The organism is Ruania alba, from assembly GCF_900105765.1.
In the GTDB taxonomy this organism is placed as follows: Bacteria; Actinomycetota; Actinomycetes; order Actinomycetales; family Beutenbergiaceae; genus Ruania; species Ruania alba.
This window is the reverse complement of sequence record NZ_FNTX01000002.1, coordinates 337568-354989: the sequence shown is the minus strand read 5'-3', so window position 1 is coordinate 354989 and position 17422 is coordinate 337568. Positions and strand designations below refer to the sequence as shown.

16 protein-coding genes are annotated in these 17422 nt (G+C 69.9%); 8 read left to right on the top strand and 8 right to left on the bottom strand.

Going from position 1 to position 17422, the window contains the following annotated elements; genetic code table 11:
• Positions 1–40 precede the first annotated feature (40 nt).
• The gene (locus tag BLU77_RS12150) at positions 41–541 is read right to left on the bottom strand and encodes a DUF6194 family protein (RefSeq protein ID WP_245708833.1); all 501 of its coding nucleotides are present in this window, start codon (positions 539–541) and stop codon (positions 41–43) included.
• Between the two features lie 41 nt (positions 542–582).
• Between BLU77_RS12150 and BLU77_RS12145 the strand changes: the two genes are divergently transcribed.
• Genes BLU77_RS12145 through BLU77_RS12135 form a run of 3 tightly spaced genes read left to right on the top strand, consistent with a single transcriptional unit; the run spans position 583 to position 3482 of the window.
• Positions 583–1344 carry a MerR family transcriptional regulator gene (locus BLU77_RS12145; RefSeq protein ID WP_089773407.1) on the top strand — a complete coding sequence of 254 codons (762 nt, stop codon included), beginning with the start codon at positions 583–585 and terminating at the stop codon, positions 1342–1344.
• A 9-nt stretch (positions 1345–1353) separates the two neighbouring features.
• Positions 1354–2121: a type I methionyl aminopeptidase gene (map, locus tag BLU77_RS12140; protein WP_089773406.1), complete on the top strand. Its 768-nt coding sequence runs from the start codon at positions 1354–1356 to the stop codon at positions 2119–2121.
• 56 nt (positions 2122–2177) lie between these two features.
• The gene (locus BLU77_RS12135; protein ID WP_089773405.1) at positions 2178–3482 is read left to right on the top strand and encodes an FAD-binding oxidoreductase; all 1305 of its coding nucleotides are present in this window, start codon (positions 2178–2180) and stop codon (positions 3480–3482) included.
• A gap of 303 nt (positions 3483–3785) precedes the next feature.
• On the opposite strand, the gene BLU77_RS12130 is transcribed toward BLU77_RS12135, so the two are convergent.
• The 4 genes from BLU77_RS12130 to BLU77_RS12115 form a co-directional block, all read right to left on the bottom strand.
• Positions 3786–4244 carry a PPOX class F420-dependent oxidoreductase gene (locus BLU77_RS12130; RefSeq protein ID WP_089773404.1) on the bottom strand — a complete coding sequence of 153 codons (459 nt, stop codon included), beginning with the start codon at positions 4242–4244 and terminating at the stop codon, positions 3786–3788.
• Between the two features lies 1 nt (position 4245).
• A complete protein-coding gene (locus tag BLU77_RS12125; RefSeq protein ID WP_089773403.1) occupies positions 4246–5289 on the bottom strand; it encodes a transglutaminase family protein in 1044 nt (347 codons plus the stop codon).
• Positions 5286–7892 (bottom strand): circularly permuted type 2 ATP-grasp protein, encoded by a 2607-nt coding sequence (locus BLU77_RS22130; protein WP_175477078.1) that lies wholly within the window; start codon positions 7890–7892, stop codon positions 5286–5288. Before BLU77_RS22130 ends, BLU77_RS12125 begins: the two co-directional genes overlap by 4 nt.
• 117 nt (positions 7893–8009) lie before the next feature.
• A complete protein-coding gene (locus BLU77_RS12115) occupies positions 8010–8681 on the bottom strand; it encodes an MOSC domain-containing protein (protein WP_217632442.1) in 672 nt (223 codons plus the stop codon).
• Positions 8682–8825: 144 nt separating this feature from the next.
• Between BLU77_RS12115 and BLU77_RS12110 the strand changes: the two genes are divergently transcribed.
• Positions 8826–9809 (top strand): small ribosomal subunit Rsm22 family protein, encoded by a 984-nt coding sequence (locus BLU77_RS12110; RefSeq protein WP_089773402.1) that lies wholly within the window; start codon positions 8826–8828, stop codon positions 9807–9809.
• A 194-nt stretch (positions 9810–10003) separates the two neighbouring features.
• Here the strand turns inward: BLU77_RS12110 and BLU77_RS12105 are convergent, their stop codons facing one another.
• Entirely contained in the window at positions 10004–11608 is a 1605-nt protein-coding gene (locus tag BLU77_RS12105) for an HNH endonuclease signature motif containing protein (RefSeq protein WP_089773401.1), read from the bottom strand.
• A 329-nt stretch (positions 11609–11937) separates the two neighbouring features.
• On the opposite strand from BLU77_RS12105, the gene BLU77_RS12100 reads away from it, so the two are divergent.
• Complete coding sequence (locus BLU77_RS12100) at positions 11938–12630, top strand: hypothetical protein (protein ID WP_139177752.1); 693 nt, start codon at positions 11938–11940, stop codon at positions 12628–12630.
• Positions 12631–12638: 8 nt separating this feature from the next.
• Here the strand turns inward: BLU77_RS12100 and BLU77_RS12095 are convergent, their stop codons facing one another.
• Positions 12639–14726 carry a RecQ family ATP-dependent DNA helicase gene (locus tag BLU77_RS12095; RefSeq protein ID WP_089773399.1) on the bottom strand — a complete coding sequence of 696 codons (2088 nt, stop codon included), beginning with the start codon at positions 14724–14726 and terminating at the stop codon, positions 12639–12641.
• Positions 14727–14884: 158 nt separating this feature from the next.
• On the opposite strand from BLU77_RS12095, the gene BLU77_RS12090 reads away from it, so the two are divergent.
• The 3 genes from BLU77_RS12090 to BLU77_RS12080 all read left to right on the top strand — a co-directional run bounded on the left by BLU77_RS12090 (position 14885) and on the right by BLU77_RS12080 (position 16849).
• Positions 14885–15475, top strand: a complete 591-nt coding sequence (locus tag BLU77_RS12090) for a peroxiredoxin-like family protein (protein WP_217632440.1) — start codon at positions 14885–14887, stop codon at positions 15473–15475.
• Between the two features lie 149 nt (positions 15476–15624).
• On the top strand, positions 15625–16074 hold the full coding sequence (locus tag BLU77_RS12085) for a hypothetical protein (RefSeq protein ID WP_089773397.1): 450 nt from the start codon (positions 15625–15627) through the stop codon (positions 16072–16074).
• A 40-nt stretch (positions 16075–16114) separates the two neighbouring features.
• Positions 16115–16849 (top strand): Crp/Fnr family transcriptional regulator, encoded by a 735-nt coding sequence (locus BLU77_RS12080; protein ID WP_089773396.1) that lies wholly within the window; start codon positions 16115–16117, stop codon positions 16847–16849.
• 1 nt (position 16850) lies between these two features.
• Here BLU77_RS12080 and BLU77_RS12075 read toward each other — a convergent pair whose 3' ends face one another.
• Entirely contained in the window at positions 16851–17420 is a 570-nt protein-coding gene (locus tag BLU77_RS12075; RefSeq protein WP_089773395.1) for an LURP-one-related family protein, read from the bottom strand.
• Positions 17421–17422 lie beyond the last annotated feature (2 nt).

The following is a 17422-nucleotide window of genomic DNA, read 5'->3' as shown; positions in this document are numbered from 1 at the left end:
GACACACCGGTTCCAGGCGAATATTCACGTGATGTTCGCCTCATCGCGGCTCGCTGCCGCCACCATCGCGGTCGCCAGGGTCAGAACGTCGCCGTAGTGCCCGTTCGCGCGCGTCCTGATGTGCGTGCTGCAGGAGCGGCACGATCACCGGGACGGTCTGCTCGGGGTTGACCACGCACACCCATCCCAACGATCCGTACACCGGGTGGGGGAGGATGCGGTCGGCCGCGCTCGCATCCACCGCGAGAGCATCCGCTGGCTCGGAGCCGATCAGCTCAGCGAACCGACGCCTGCCCACGTGGATGTTCAGTCGCCACCGACCCGGCGGGTCGAGGGCGGAGGTGGTGTCGTCGGGATAGTCCTTCGTGACGATCGTGGCGTACGGCTGCTCTCGCCGGGGGACCGTACCGTCGGGTGCGTAGTAGAAGAAGTGGTCTCCCCAGGCGAGTTCGGGATAGGGGCTCCCCGCCGTGGGAGCCAGCTCGAGGACGCCCTCGAAAGTCCGCACGCTCGACAGGATCTGGTGCATCGCTGATGTCATGCTTCAAGCATCACGTTGAAGTGCTTATGGAGGGTTGATCGGTGGATCCGGCCGTGTGGAGCACGGGTCAGGTGGCCACGCGTGCCGGCTGCTCGGTCCAGCAGGTGCGTGACCTGGAGCGGCTGGGCGTGATCCCGCCTGCCCAACGTGCAGCGAACGGCTACCGGCATTTCGGTACCCGACACGTGCTGGCCCTACGTGCCTATCGGAACCTGGCCCACGCCGTCGGGCCGGTGCGCGCTCGGACGGTGATGAGGGGACTGGACGCGGTCACGCTGCCCGAGGCGGTCGCCGCAGTGACCGAGCTACACACGGAACTGGCCAGGGCGCGGGAGGGCGCTCTCGCGGCCCGTCGTGCTCTCGCTGCGATCCGCGCCGAATCAATTACCGATCCCGACCCCGCCGGGGTCACCGGCGATGATGCGCTGACGATCACCGAGCTGGCCGGCGCCCTGGGGGTACGAACCTCCACGCTGCGTTTCTGGGAGAGCGAGGGTTTGCTCAGGCCTGAGCGGGTCACGCGTCGTCACGCTCGCTCCTACCCTCCGTCCGCTGCCAGGGACGCGCGGATCGTCGCAGCCTTGCGGTCCGCCGGGTACCGGATTCCTGACGTACGGCGGGCGATGGCCGCCGTCCACGGGTTCGACACAAACACCGCAGCGGGACTGGGCGATCCGGCCGCTGCTCTGGAGCGGCGGCTCGAATCCTTGGCCGCTCAGATGCTCGCCTTGCTGCACGCGGGAACCGACCTGGCCGCACTGCTGGAGAGTGCTCCGGCGCCACGCGCAGCGATGGGCGGTTAGGGTGTCGATGTGATCGAGCTCAAGACTCCCGCCGAGATCGAGGCGATGCGTCCTGCAGGTGCGTTCGTGGGGCGGGTGCTGAACGCGCTCGCCGATGCGGCGAAGGTCGGCGTCTCGCTGAACGACCTGGACGCCCTCGCCCACCGGATGATCCGTGAAGCAGGTGCCACCTCCTGCTACATCGACTATCACCCCTCCTTCGGTGCGAGCCCGTTCGGGAAGGTGCTGTGCACGTCCGTCAACGACGCGGTGCTGCACGGACTGCCGAACAACTATGTGCTCAAGGACGGTGATCTGCTCTCGGTGGACTTCGCGGTCAGCATCGACGGCTGGGTGAGCGACTCGGCACGCAGCATCATCGTCGGTACCCCGCGTGCGGAGGACCAGCGCATCATCAAGGCCACCGAGGAGGCGCTCGCCGCCGCCATCGAAGCGGCCACCGCGGAGAACAAGATCGGTGACATCTCCGCTGCCATCGGCGAGGTCGCTGCCGACTACGGCTACACCGTGAACACCGACTTCGGTGGACACGGCGTGGGGCGGGAGATGCACGGGGAGCCGCACATCCCGAACGCTGGGCGACCCGGCCGCGGGCTCCGGCTGCGGCCAGGCCTGGTGATCGCGATCGAGCCGTGGTTCATGATCGGTACGAACGAGATCTACACCGACCCCGACGGGTGGACGCTGCGTTCCAAGGACGGCTCCCGCGGTGCACACTCCGAGCACACGGTGGCGATCACCCCGGACGGCCCGCTGGTGCTCACCGCCCGCGACTGACCGCTCCTCACCCACGTGCCTTGTGGGTGTCGGTGCCGGGTGCAAATGTATGGTCCATGTCGCGCACGGACCTGCCCGCCCACGTCTCACCTTTTGCCCACACCCCTGGAACGCCCGAGTACGACGGCGGAGCTCGCCTCTTCCGTGCGGCCGCCACGCCCGAGGTGGTGCTCCGGCCCCGCACCGCTGAGGAGGTCGCGTCCGCCGTCGGTGCGTGTGTGGCCGCCGGCCTGCGGATCCAGGTGCGTTCCGGCGGGCATGGGAGCCCGCCGTGCCCTGATGGTGCGCTGATCGATCTCGGCGGGATGGACGACGTCGATGTGTCTGGGACCGTCGTGTGGCTCGGAGCCGGCGCGCGGTGGGAGCAGGTGGCCGAGGCACTCGCGCCGCACGGGCTGGTGATCACCTCCGGCGACACCGGTGCCGTCGGTGTCGGCGGGCTCACCCTCGGTGGCGGGATCGGATGGCTGGTGCGTACGCACGGCCTGACTGTCGATGCCGTCCGACAGATCGAAGTGGTCACGGCCGACGGGGTCGTGCGCAGGGTCAGTGCCGACGAGGACCCCGACCTGTTCTGGGCGATGCGCGGCGGAGGCGGGAACTTCGGCGTCGTGACCCGTTTCTGCGTGGAAGCGGCGCCCGCCCCCACCCTGGTGCGCGCCGAGCTCGCCTATGAGCCGTCGGCCACCCGTGCCTTGCTGGCGGCGTGGTGGGAGGTGATGGCGGACGCACCGGACACGGTGAACTCGACCCTCGCGGTGATGCCAGCGATCAGTCCGCAGTTCCCGGCTGGTGGGTTGGTCGACTTGGTGGTGGACGGCACGATGGAACAGGCACATGACCTGCTCGCGCCGCTGCTCGCGCTCGATGGGCTGCGCTCGCAGAGCATCGACGGTTGTACCTACGCCGACCTGCTCGGCCCGACACCGCCGGACGACATCCCGGTGACCTTTGTCAGCGGGAACCGGGTGGTGACCGACCTGACGCCCGCGGCGCTCGATGGCATCGCAGCGCTGGCGATGGGTGAGGTGCCCACCATGGTGATGCTGCGCGCCCTCGGTGGTGCGTTCGGGCGGGTCGGAGCGGAGGAGACAGCCTTCGCGCACCGGGGCGCCCGAGCGCTGGTGGTGCTGAACGCCCTGCTGCCGGAGGAGGCGCCGACCGAAGCGATCGACGCCGTCCGGGCCGACCATGCGGCTGTGCTCGAACCGGGCGCCGGGGTGTACGGCAACTTCTCCCTGGAGCGTGGCTCGCACGTGACCGCCGCGATGTACCCGCCGGCCACCCTCGAGCGGCTGCGCGCGGTCAAGGCTCGCGTGGACCCGGCCGGCGTGTTCACCGCCGCGCACGCACTGCACTGAGGACGACCAGCGCGCACTCCTCGGGCATCGTTCCACCGCACCGCACCGCACCGCACCGCACTGCACTGCACCGCACCGCACTGCAACCGCACTGCACTGCACTGCTCTGCGCTGCAACCGCACTGCAGGTGCACTGCACTGCACTGCACTGCGCCGAATCCACGTGCCAGTGCACCTGCCAGTGCCCGCACTCATTGCACCGCGAGTGCGGGCATTCTCGGCTATATCTCACCTGGTGAGCGAGATCGGCCGCACTCGCGTGACGGGGGTGGGCTTGCGTGACGGGGGTGGGAGGGCCTCGCGTCAGGGGGCGAGGCGGGCTGGGAAGCCGCCGGTGGCGATCGGACCCCACCGGGTGATGGTCAGGCGCAGCAGGGACTTGTGCTGGCGCACCATGGCCTGCCGGTACTCGTCCCAGTCCGGGTGCTCCCCGGCCACCGCGCGGTAGTAGTCCACCAGCGGTTCCACCGAGTCCGGTGGGTCGATGATCTCCCCGGTGCCCTCCACCTGCACCCAGGGGCCGTTCCACTCGTCGGAGAGCACGCATGCGGCCACCTGGTCGCGGGCGCGCACGTTCACTGCCTTGGCGCGTTCGGGATAGGTGGACACGACCAGGCGGCCCTCGGCGTCCAGACCGCAGGTCACCGGGGAGAGCTGCGCTCCGCCGTCGGCCCTGGTGGTCATCACGATGGCGCGGTGCCGGGGGCGCAGGAACTCCTCCAGCTCTGCCCGCTCGACCCGGGTGTTCGTGGCGATCGCCATGTCAGGTTCCCTTCTCCGTCGATGCCTCCGGCCGTGCGCCCTGGCTGCGCCAGCTGGTCGTCAGCTCCTCCACCTCGGCGACGGCGCCTGCCACCGCACTACCCTCCAACGGCCACAGGTCCACGCCCACGTTCAGCTGGGAGCCGGAGCCGTCGGTGAACACGATGCCACGCAGCGGCGCGACGTCACGGTAGTCGCGCCCCCAGCCGATCGTCACGTACCGGTTGTCGACCACCTGATCATTGGTGGGGTCCACCTGGACCCAGCCACCGCCGGGCAGCCAGACCGAGGCCCATGCGTGCGAGGCGTCCACCCCGCGCAGCTTCGGCTTGCCTGGAGGGGGTTGGGTCTCGATGTAGCCCGAGACGTAGCGGGCCGCCAAGCCCATCGACCGCACGCAACCGATCAGCAGGTGCGCGAAATCCTGGCAGACGCCCTTGCGGCCGGCCAGCACCTCGGGGAGACGAGACGTGACCGAGGTGGACCCGGGTGCGTAGGTGAAGTCGGTGTAGATGCGGTGTGTGAGGTCCATGATCACGTCGCACAGCGCCCGGCCCGGGGCGAAGGACTCCGCGGCGTAATCACGTACCGCCTCGTCGGTGTCCACCATCGGCGAGGGCAACCGCGAGTCGGCGATCGAGACGACGGTGCTGGGGTTGTCGCTCGCGGTCCCCGGGGCCCCGATGTGGATCGAGCGGACCAGCTGGGCGACCTCCTCCCAGGCGAGCGTGGGGAGCCGCGCGGCGTCGGTACGGCGGCGGTTGGTGGTGATCACGGCGTGGCTCACCACGCGCAGCACGTCGTGCTCGGTGGTCACGTGGAAGAAGCCGGACCGGTTCCCGGCGAAGTCGCGGTGCTCGCCGAGCGTGGTCGGGCCAGGGTCGACCACCAGACCGCTGGTGTGCACCTGCTGACCGCCACCGGGCCGGGGGAGCAGCGTGGCCCGGCCGTAGGAGGAGGTCACCACCTCGGGATAGCTGTACGTGGTCTCATGGGTGAGCCGGTAGTGGCGGGTGGAGTTCGCGTGTGGGTTCTTGGCGCTCACTGGATCACCTCGTCACGTCGGGGCACCCAGGTGCCGGCGGCGTCCTCCCACTGGATCGGCACCGGGTGCGCGAAATGCACCCGGGCGATCTCGTTCGCGAGGTCACGCAAGCGCCAGTCCAGCGACTCCAGAAGCTCGGCGAGACGCCCTCGTCGCCCGGCCTCATCGGTGTCACTGAGCGAGACGGCGTCGTGCTCGATGAGCAGGTCGGCCAGATCGGCGAGCAGCTGGTCACGTACCTGTGCGTTGCGGGCTGCGGTGGGCAACGAGTCCAGGTCCGTGCGCAGCGTGGTCAGCTGATACGTCAGGGACCGTGGGTTGTTGCGGTCCAGCAGGAGCAGATCGAGGAATGCGTCCAGCCGGGCCCGAGACTGGGTGCGGCGCCGATAGGTGATCACGGACTCGTGCGCGATCAGCACCGACTCCAGCACCATCGAGTCCACCGCGCCGTCACGGTGGTCGAGCACCGTGGCACGCAACACCTGCACCAGGTGCTGCGCCCGCTCGAGGCGTCGGCCGACATCCAGTAGGGCCCAGCCCACGTCGCGAACCATCGCCTCGGCACCGATGCCGGCGAGGGCGAGGAGTCCCTCGAGGCTGCGGGCGAGCACGCCGCCCAGGTCCGCGTCCGAGTCGGCGATGCGGCGCCGGCGGACCCGTTCGCGGGCCAGTGCCCGCTCCACACCGGAAAGGGCGATCCAGGTGTCCCCGGAGAGCTGGTCGCGGACGCCGGTCGCGGCGCGCACCGCCCGGGCGAGGGCGAACGCGACGCTCCCCTCACGCCGCTCGTCCAGGAGTGTCTCGGCAAGTGAGCCGCCCGCCGCTACCTCGTTCAGCGCGGTGGTGAGCACGGTGAGCGTCTGCCCGCCCACCGAGTGCGGGACGAGGTGGTAGTCGTCCCACCGATCGGCGACAGCGCGGATCAGACGCACGGTCGCCTCCGCCCGTTCGGTGTACCTGCCGAACCAGAACAGGTCCTCGGCGGCACCGGGGGAGATGGCAGGCACCGTCGGACGGTAGGGAGCGTGCGGGTCGCTGAGCCACGGGTCCTGAATGGTCTGCGGCTCCGCGGAGAGGATCCACACGTCCTTGGCTACGGACACCGTGGCCGGCCGCGCCGGGGTCGCCCGGGTGGGCGTGCTCGCTGCCGCTTCCTCCGCTGACGGCACCAGCATGGCGGTGTCGGTCAACTCCTCGGCCGCCGCCGTGACGGGCGGCGGGGTGTGCCCCAGCTCGCCGGAGATCCGGTCCACCCGCGCCAGGCCGCCCGACATGACCTGATACCCACCGGGACGGGCCAGCGCGAAGGTGCGCAACGCCGTCGGACGTGCCTCGAGCGAGTCCGCCCCGATGGTGGGCGTGGTGGAGGCATCCACGGGCTCCTGACCCACCCACACGAACGGGTCGGCGGCGATCTCGGCGGCGAGGTCGGCCCGCTCGCCGACGGTGAGGTCCCACCCGTTCACGCGCCGACCGCCCGGCATCGTCTGGCGGATCACGAGGCGGTCGAGGTGGGCGATCACGTGTGAGCACATGCTGCGCTCGCCGCACCAGTAGGTCACGGCCGAACCGAGCTGCAACTCGTGACCGAGCAGCTCGCGGGCGAGTCGGGGCAGGAACGTCATCAACGCCGGGTTCTCGATCACGCCCGCACCGAACGGGTTGACCACCGTGACCGCGCCGCTTCGGGCGGCCTCGACCAGACCCGGCACACCCAGGCGGGAGTCGCCGCGCAGGTCGAGCGGGTCGCAGAACTCGGCGTCGACCCTACGGATGAGGACGTCCACCGGCTCCAGACCAGACAGCGACCGCATCCACACGCGCCCGTCGGTGACCACCAGGTCTTCTCCCTCGACCAGTGGGAGTCCGAGCATCGTGGCGAGGTAGCCCTGGTCGAACGCCGTCTCCGAGAACGGTCCCGGCGTCATCAGAGCGACCCGCGGGGAGTCCCCGGCGCTCGCGGGGGCGACGTCCTCGCAGGCGCTGCGCATCGCGTGGTAGAACGGCCCGATCCTGCGGATTCGCGCCTGCCGATAGGAGCCGGCGAGCACGTGGGCGACCACGCGACGGTCCTCCATCGCGAACCCGAGCCCGGAGGGTGCCTGGGCGCGGTCGGAGAGAGCCACCCACGACCCGTCGGCATTGCGCGCCAGGTCAGCGGCGTACAGGAACAACTGGTGCGGGCCGGGGATCTGGATCCCGTCCACGGCGCGCAGGAAGCCCGGATGGGCGAGCACGATCTCCTGCGGGAGCACACCGGTGGCGAGCAGACGCCGCTCCCCGTAGAGATCAGTGAGGACGGCATCGAGGAGTTCGGCGCGCTGCCGCACGGCGGTCTCCACGCTCGCCCACTCGACCTCGTCGATGATCACCGGGAGCGGGTCCAGCTGCCACGCCACATCTTCCGGCGCCGTGCCGTATCGGGCGCCGTGGTCCTCCAACAGCGTGGCCACGTCCTGACGGCGGTCCGCCAGCTGTTCCCAGGTGCGCACCTGGGCGAGGTCGGCCATCTGGTCCCACGCGGCGCGGGCAGCGCCACTGGACTGCAGCATCTCGTCGTGGCCCGGACCGGTGGACCGGTAGGAGGCGAGGAGGTCGGCCACCGTGCTCACTCTCTTCCCCGGTCGGATGACACCCCCGAGTGTATGCCAACGGTAAAGGCCGCGGTGGGCAATCGGGGGTCGATTTGGTCGAGGCTTGACCTGGTGGACGGGGGCCCGTCAGTGACTCTCAGCCGTGCACACGGCGGCGGATCCGGGCCATGTCCTCGGGAGGTAGCGCATCAGCGACGCCGGGGGCCAGCAGTCGGGGAGCAGGTCCGGTTGGGTGGTGAGGGCGCGGAAACACGTGGCCACACTGACGTGGTGATCGGGACGGTGACTGAGCACGATCGGGTCACCTGCGCGGATCTCGCCCGGCTCGATGACCCGGAGATAGGCGCCAGGCTCTGCCGCATCGGTGAACGTGCGGATCCAGCCGCGCTCGCCCATCCACCCCTGGAACGTGCCGCACGGGATCCGGGGGCAGGAGACTTCCAGCAGCAAGTCCGGGCCTACTTGCCAGCGCTCACCGATCAGCGCTGCGTCCACGTCGAAGCCTGAGGTGGTGAGATTCTCCCCGAACGCGCCGTCATCGAGCGGTCGCCCGAGTCGCTCAGCCCAGCCGTCCAGGGACTCGCGTGCATAGGCATACACGGCCTGGTAGTCACCTCCGTGGTGCTCCACGTCGTGCACGCGGTCCCCGTGCAGCCCGACGGCGCCGGTGCCTTTCGGCCCAGGTGCGCGCACTGCCACCGGGCCACTCACCGGGCGCTTGTCGATCCCGGTAGTCCCCGCGTCCTTCCACGGATTCGAACGAGGGACGCCGATGTTCACCGACTTCACGAGTGCCACGACAGCGAGGGTAGTCCCGATGGGGGAGGCTGTTGGCGGTGTGATGGTGTGCGACGTCTGCCTCGCAGTGCCGCAGGCCTGGTCGTGCCGCCTGCGTCATGGTGCCGCAGGCCTGGTAGGGCTTCCTGCCGCCATACTGTCCGGGTGCACCCGATCCCCGGTCCGCTGGCCGCTGCCGCCGAGGACGTCTTGGCCGCGCACCGACCCGCCGAGGTTGCTCGTGCTGCGCGGGCACTGAGTGAGCGGTACCTGGCCGACCGCCCGGCGCGCGAGCCGATCATGGATTCCGACCTGCGTGCGGCTGCGTACGTGCTGACCCGGATGCCGGCGACGTTCGCCGCGGCGAGGTTCGCGCTCGACCAGGTGATCGAGGCCGTTCCGGACCTGCACCCGCGACAGATCGTGGACCTGGGGGCCGGCACCGGCGCGATGAGCTGGGCCGCGGTGGATGCGTTCGCCGGTATCGAACGGGTGCGGGTGGTGGACTACTCGGCCGCGGCGCTGGCGCTGGCCAGGCGGATGCTTGCCCCCTCGGGTGCTGCGGTCGAGCATGTCGTGGCGCGCCTGGATCGAGGCGATGCGGGTGGTGACGGCCGTGGCGCTGGTGGGGCGCGTGCTGACCTCGCTCTGGCGGGGTATGTCCTGGGTGAGTTGGACACGGCGGGACGGGACGCAGTGGTCGATCGGCTCCTACGCAGCGCGGACACGGTGGTGGTGCTGGAGCCGGGTACTCCAGCTGGATACGCGCGAGTGCTGCGGGTTCGGGACCAGATGCTGGAGGCTGGGATGCGGATCGCGGCTCCCTGCCCGCACGAGCAGACATGCCCACTGACTGACGGCGACTGGTGCCACGCTGCGACCCGGCTGGTGCGGAGCTCGGCGCACCGGCAGGCCAAGGGTGGTTCGCGCGACTTCGAGGACGAGAAGTTCGCCTACGTGGCCGCTACCCGGCTCGCGGTGCAGCCACCTGGCGCCCGCGTGCTGCGACACCCCCAGGTGCGGCCGGGACACGTGCAGCTCGAGCTGTGCGCCGACGACGGAACGGCCCGTGCGCTGACCGTCACCAAACGGGACAAGGCAGCATTCCGGGCAGCGCGCAAGGTGGCGTGGGGTGAAGGGTGGAACTGACCGTTCGGTGGATGTGGCCTCACGCAGGGCTGAACTGAGCCGAGCAGATCCGGGGGTCCCACCACGGTCCCTGACGGCGGGGGACATCGCGGGCGCGGACGCGTGCGTTGATCGCGCGTGTTCTCGGTGTGGTCATGTGCACCGGGGCGCGCGCCTGTTCCATCGAGCGACGCCCGGCCATCCCGTGGGGTGGCTTATTCCCGTGGGATGACGGGTGGTCCCGGTGGTCCCGGTGGTGCCGGTGGTTCTGGTTCCTCGGGTGGGATGGCTGGTTGTTCGCAGGGTGGTGGGTGGTGGTAGTTGATGGGGTGGCCGCTGGGTGTGGTGAAGTGCCAGTGGTCGTGGTGTCGGGTGATGGTGATATCGCGCTGATGAACGAGGCGATGGTGGTACCAGCAGAGCAGGATGCCGTGGTGGGTGTTGGTGTGGCCGCCGCGGGACCACCAGGTGCTGTGGTGGATCTCGCCCAATCCTGGTGGTGCGGTGCAGCCGGGGTGCTGGCAGTGGTGGTCGCGGGCCCAGATCGCTTTGGTCTGGGCGGCGGTGTGCAGGCGTTGCGCCCGGCCGACATCCAGGGGTTGGCTGTCGGGGTTGAGGATGATGCGGGTGAATTCGGCATCACAGGTCAGGTGGGCGAGCTCGGCGTGGCTGATGGGGGTGCCATCAGCCAGGGTCGCGGGTTCTGCGCCGACCAGGTGTTCGTGGTCGATGGTTGAGCTGATCACCGGGGCGGCCGGGTCGCCCGGGCACCCCGGCGCATGACCAGCCGTGTGCTCCAGACCCGGCAGTGCAGTCTCGAGCAGGCCCGCCTCACCCTTATCGCCCGAGACCTCACCCGCACCACTTGCACTGCTGCTGGTGGGGTGGTGGCAGGTGCAGCGGGGGCGCCGGTGATCACTGATGGGGGTGGGTGTGGTGGTCAGGCGGTGCAGGGTGTCGGCGGGGACGTGGACGAGCAGGTGGGGGCGGACCCGGGCTGTGGGTTGGAACTGGCCACTGTCGAGGACGTGCTGGGCGAGGGTGATCAGGGCGTGGGCGTTGCGCTGGGACGGGGTGCGTTCATCATCAGCGGCGGGCACCCCGGTGACGGCGGCGAAGGCTTGCTCCACGATCTGACCGTTGGTGTCATCGAGCCACCCGTCCACGCGGCGCCCGGCGGTGGTGGCTGAGACGAAGAGGTGCTCTTTGGCGGACTCTTCACGCCAGTTCCGCTCCGCCGCCTCGGGGTCAGCCCGCACCGCCCAGGTTTTCACCAATCGGGTGAAGGAGTCCGCATCCAACACCCGCGCCTGAGATATGAGGAAGTCCTCACCCACGTCGGGGTGGCCCAATCGTTCCCGCAGGATGGGTGTGGTGGTGGCGTGCCTGGCCAACGCGGCGGCATGGTCGCCGCTGATCACCCCGGCACGAAGAGCCATGGTGGTGGCGGGTAGGTGGTTACGCAGGGTGCGGGACAGGTGCACCTGGCCACGGGCTTTACCCCCGTGAGTCCCGGTGGCGTTGACCCACCAGGACGCCATCGTCCGTGCCCCTGACACAGCCCACGTCCCATCGGCTTCCACCGCGGACACCGTCGCGGTGGTGAGGGCGTCCAACCGGCGCCGCACCTGCTCCACCCCGCCCACCACCTCAGGCAGCACCGCGGAGGGCAGCCCGGGCAGGTCCGTCTCGAGCACGTCATCGAGCAGGGCGGTGACCACGGCCAACTTCCCGGGCGCATCGGTCTCGGTCAGGTGTTCGCTCAGCAGGTCCCGGACAGCCTCGGCCGGGGTGGTGCCCAGATGGGTGGTGGTGCTCATCCCCGCCTCCTCACGGTCCCCGAATCCGGCCCTGTTTCCTGCCTTACAGTCTAGAACTGTTGTTCGCCTCAGTCAAGAGTAATCGTTGGTATTGCAACGAAAAGTCCGCCTCCGCCTGTGGATGAAGGTGCATCGGGCGTGCACCTGTGGACAAGGCGCCCCGGGAAGGGGTATCGGACCCACATCTGTGGACAACCAGGCGTCGAGACTGCCGGCGAACAACCACACCGACGGGCCTTCCGCAGCCTGAGTCCGGCTGCTGCTGCACTGGCGGGGGGCACAGAACCCGTCGATAATGGAGTGACTCATCCCACGTGGAGGTGTCGAGAATGTCTGCCACTGCACCTATGTCGATGCCGATGCTGGCTCGAGGGCGGCACCGGAATCCGCGGCGCGGGGCGTGCTTCATGGAGCTCGTCTCCTACCTGGCCGGTGAGTCCTGGAGCGACGCGCCTGGTTGTACGGACGAAGCCCTTGCCCGGCTGGCCCGACTGGTCAACGACCTCACCCCGGATCGTGCCCGTTCACGGCTGGCCCCGCTGATTCCGTCGGTGATCGGGCTGCGGCACCTCGGCCCAGGGTTCGAGGACGAGGTCGCCCTGATCGCTGCCGTGCATGCACTTCCGATCGCCTCGCAGAGTCGCCAACGTGGCCTTGCCGTGGGCATCGGACGCACGGTGGGGACGTTCGGCACCTACCGCACCGCAGCCAGCGTCGAAGTGTGTCACCGTGCTCGCCGCGCACTCGAGGACCAACCGGCGCTGCATGCCTGGGCGCGGGACTTCGTGGGAACCATAGGGGCCGCCGGCCACCCGGGATCCGAACGGTCGTCGGCAGGCACCATCACTGAGATCGCAGCGCGCGGGATCGCGGACGCCTGCGTCAACGACGCCGAGGATCGGCTCCGGGCCCTGCTCGAAGATGTCATTGCGCACGCACGAGCCTGCGCCGGGTTCGCCGTCGAGGACGCGCCGGCGCTCGAGCCGCACCACTGGCAGGGTAAGGTTCGCGCCGCCAGTTGAGGCGCCCGTCAGGGCAACTGGTGCACGGCGAACGGCAAGACCGACGTCGCCCCGGCCTGACCGAGCAGGTGCGCCGCCACCGTCACGGTCCATCGAGTCCGGATCGCGTCGTCAACCAGCAGCACCGGCCCGGACAGTTCCACACCGTCGAGCGCCCGGGTGCGGGCGAGCAGTTCACGCACCCGCATCCCCGACGTCGCGTCCTCCGTCGGTCGCGGCCCGGTCACCTCCAGGGCCTCCACCAGCGGAAGGCGCCCCACCTGGGACAGGTGCGCTGCCACGGAACCCACCAGCTGGGGGAACCGTCGTGACGGCATCGGAACGACCGCCGTCGGGCGTTCCCAATGCCGTGCCCACCGGCTCAGCGTGGCCACCGCCGCCGCAAGGATCTCGGCAGGAGCAGGCTCGTCCCGCTGCCACATCCGGGCCAGCACGTCCGACCACGCCGGGTCGTCCGCGAACGCGACCGCCCGCCCGGGCGCAATGATCGGCCCGATCTTCCCGCGCACCCCGTCCACGCCGGAGGGCCACAACTTGCGCGGCTCCACCACCGCGTCCAGGCCGCGGAAGTAGGTCCGTGCCGCGGCCACCATCTCTTCGCCGGGGCGCTCGCCGGGTTCGGGCAGGTGCCCGTCGCACACCGAGCACCGCCCGCACGGGCGCGGATCCGGATCGTCCAGCGCCACCTGCAGGAACTGCATCAGGCATCCCTCACCGTGGGCGTACCGGCGCATCAGATCGGCCTCGGCAGCGCGCACCTTCCGCAGCCCTGCCCACTTCTGCTCGTCGTAGTGCCACGGCTTCCCGGTCCCGACCCAGCCGCCCCGCACTCGCTCCACCACGCCGTCGACGGCGATGATCTTCAGCAGCGTGGACAACCGTCCGGGCCGGATCCCGGTGGCCGTGGACAGCGCCGTCTCCGAGACCGCTTCGGCCGGCGCGCCGGACTCCGGATCGCCCATGGCGGCCCGGCCGAGCACGTCGAGCACCTGGTCCACCTGCTCCGGGTCGGGGATGCCTGCCGTGGCAAAGTACTCCCAGATGCGTTCGTCCGCGTCGGAGGGAACCAGCACGGCCGTCGCGTTGTCCAACGCGCGCCCTGCACGCCCCACCTGCTGGTAATAGGCCACCGGGGAGGCGGGCGATCCGAGGTGGATGCAGAACGCCAGGTCGGGTTTGTCGTAGCCCATCCCGAGCGCGGAGGTCGCCACCAATGCCTTCACCTGGTTGTCCCGGAGCCTGTCCTCGAGCTCCGTGCGATTCTCCGTCTGCCCGGTGTAGGCGGCCACGTCCAGGCCCTGCTCCCGCAGGAATCCCGCCACCCGTTCCGCCTCGGCCACGGTGAGGGCGTACACGATCCCGGACCCGGGCAGCCGGCCCAGTGCCTCGGCCACCCACGCGTACCGGTCCAGCGGGCTCAGGCCCGGGACCACCGCGAGCCGCAACGACGCACGTGCGAGGGAGCCACGCAGGGTCAACGCCTCCGTGCCATCCGTACCGAGCTGGTCGGCGACGTCGGCCGTCACCCGTTCGTTCGCCGTCGCCGTGGTGGCCAGCACGGGGGTGCCGGGTGCGAGGTGCAGAAGCGTGCGGGTGAGCCGCTGGTAGTCCGGGCGGAAGTCGAAGCCCCAGTCCGAGACGCAGTGCGCCTCGTCGATCACCAGCATGCCGGTGGAGGCGAGCAGGTCCGGCAGGCGATCGGCGAACCGAGGGTTCGCGAGCCGTTCCGGGGAGATCAGCAGCACGTCGATCCGCCCGGCGGCGAGTGCACCGAGCACGTCGTCCCACTCCTCGATGTTCGTGGAGTTGATCGTGGCGGCGGCCAGCCCGGCCCGCTCCGCCGCCGCGATCTGGTCCCGCATGAGTGCCAGGAGTGGTGACACCACGAGCGTGGGGCCGGCCCCACGGGAGCGCAGGGCCGCCGTCGCGCCCCAATAGACAGCAGATTTCCCCCACCCGGTGGCCTGCACCACGAGCACACGCCGGCCGTTGTCGACCAGCTCGACCACCGCGCGTTCCTGATCGGCGCGCGGGGCGGCATCCGGGCCGGCCACAGAGCGGATGGTGGTGGCGAGGATCTCGGCGGTGGAAGTCATCACCCCCATCCTGCCCGCTCCCACCGACAGCGGCTGCGTTCGTCCACAGCGGTGGAGCAGATGTCTCCGTACCGTAGGTGTCAGCGCGGTGACAGCTCGCACGGTGGATGCGTCACCGCGCGCTGAGAGTCGAGCAGCCCGCAGACCGGACGGAGACCATGAGCACGAGACGTCCTCCCCACGGCACCGGAGCCATGCGCATCGGGATGCACGTGCCGTACCGGAGCCTGGACGCCGCAGGTGAGTCCGGCGCGGTCGAGGTCCCCGACTCCGAGCGTCTGATGCACCTGCAGTTCCGGCGGTACGCCGGTTGCCCGATCTGCAACCGCCACCTGAGGTTTTTCGTGGACCGGCACGACGAGATCCGCCGCGCCGGGATCGCCGAGGTGGCCGTGTTCCACTCCTCTCACGAGGTGCTCACCCCGCTCGCGCTCGGTTTCCCGTTCCCGCTGATCCCCGACCCGGGCAAACATCTGTACCGGGAGTTCGGGGTGGAGCAGTCCTGGCGCGCCATCACCCACCCGAAGGCGTGGCTGGCTGCGACCGCGGGGTGGCTGAAACAGCCGCCGAGCCTGCCCGCCGACGACGGCAGCGGCCATCTCGGCCTGCCCGCCGACTTCCTGATCGCCCCGGACGCGCGCATCCTCGCCGTCGGCTACGGGGCCCATGCCGACGACCACTGGTCGGTGGACGACGTGCTGCGGCTGGCCGCTGAGGCGGGCTCGGCCGGGAACGGCGGTGAGCACTAGCGGAGCTCGACCACGCCGTCACGTCGTGAGCTCCGGGTGCACGGCCAGGAGATTGTCAGCGCGCTGACAATGTTGCGCCATACGGCGAACGGGAGGGCCAGCGTGGTGCCACGCGTCCACCCGGGACGCGGCGATGAGGAGGTCAGATCATGACAACGCATGCGCATGGACACTCCCACGACGCGGCCGAGCACACTGGCGTCGTCGCCCGGGGGTTGGCAGGGATCATCGGAGGTCTGGTCGGCGGAATCCTGTTCGGCGTCCTCATGGCGATGATGGGGATGCTCGAGACGGTCGCCATGCTGGTGGGCAGCAACAGTCCGGTCGTCGGAGGCGTCGTACATCTCGCGATCGCGGCCGGCTTCGGAGTGCTCTTCGCCGTGCTGTGGACGCGCGCAGGTCTCCCCGGCCTGCTGATCGGCGGGGCCGTCTACGGAGCGATCGTGTGGGTCGTCGGGGCGCTGCTGATCATGCCGGTATGGCTGGGTGAGCCGGTGCTGGAGATCAACGCGATGACGCTGCAGTCCCTGATGGGCCACGTGATCTACGGGATCGCACTGGGAGGCACATTGTTCGGGCTTCGGCACCGGGGCCACTGACACACATGCCCGGTGAGAGCAGGGCTGAGACGATGAACGGATGAATGGCGATCCGCTCGCTGCTCTCTCCGGGACCGTGCGGCGCCTCGGCGGTGAGGTCCCGGACGATCAGGTGCGCCAGGCCGCCTGGGTCGCCCGATGCGTCGGCAACGACGCGCACGCTCCGCTCACTCCTGCCGATGTGTCCGCGCTCGCGCACGTGGTGCGCCCTCGGCCGATGGTGCCCGGGCAGGTGCTGTTCACCGAGGGCACGGACTCAGCCGGGGTCTGGATCGTACGTGCCGGAACCGCCGAACTGTCGATCGGCTCGGGCCGGGCGCGAACGGTGATCCGGGTGCTCCGGCCCGGCGATGTCGATGGCGACGTGCCGTTGCTGATGTCGATGCCCACGCCGTACACGGCGCGTTCGGACTCGGAGGGGACCGTGCTGTTCCTCGCCTCGAGCGACTTCGACGATCTGCTCGCGACCCATCCGCACATCGCTCGCCGCTGGATCACCAGCATTGCGATGCGGCTCGCGTCCAGTCAGGCACGCCTGATGAACCTGCTCGGGCAGCCGCTGCCGGTCCAGCTCGCCCGGCTGCTGCTGGACGAGTCGGTCGAGGGTCACGTGGAGCTCCCGCAACGCACTCTGGCGGCGATGCTCGGTGTACAGCGACCGTCCCTGAACAAGGTGCTCAAGGATCTCGAGAGGTCCGGGTGGATCGCGGTGCGCTACCGCGGGATCGACCTCGTGGATGTGCAGGCGCTGGAGAAACGCGCGAACCGCCGCTGAGTCACCGCGCGAGCAGCACGTCCATCCCCACCGTCAACGCCGCCGCCACCCGCCAGTCCAGGCGAGCGCCGTTGGGTGCAGCCGGCAGGGTCACGTCGTAGGTGTCCCGCAGCATCCAGGCCCGCTCGATCGCCAGGATCGGGGTGCCATCCGCAGCGGCGTAGTCGAAGTGCACCGGCCAGCCGATGTCGAGGAACCGGCGGGCGAACGCCACGAACCCGTTCCGCTCACTGCCGGCTCCTTCCAGTCCTTGTGCGGGAACGCCGACGTGGAACGTGGAGTTGAACAGGCTCTTGCCGAAGTCCTTGCGGAACCAGCCGATCTGCTGGTCGGCCGCGTCGACGATGTCATAGGTCGCGCCGAGGTCCATCACCTGCTGTGCCTTGAAGCCGAACAGCGGCTGCGTCCGCTCCTCGTCGGCGTAGAAGGTGACCTGCTCCTTCATCGCCAGACGCTTCTGCTGCGCGATCGCTAGGACGCGGCCTTCCTTCCCACCGTGGCGGATCTCGAAACGGTTCGTCATCAGGCTCAGTCGTTGACGCACGGTCAGCTGCGGGAAGGTCTCTGTCATGC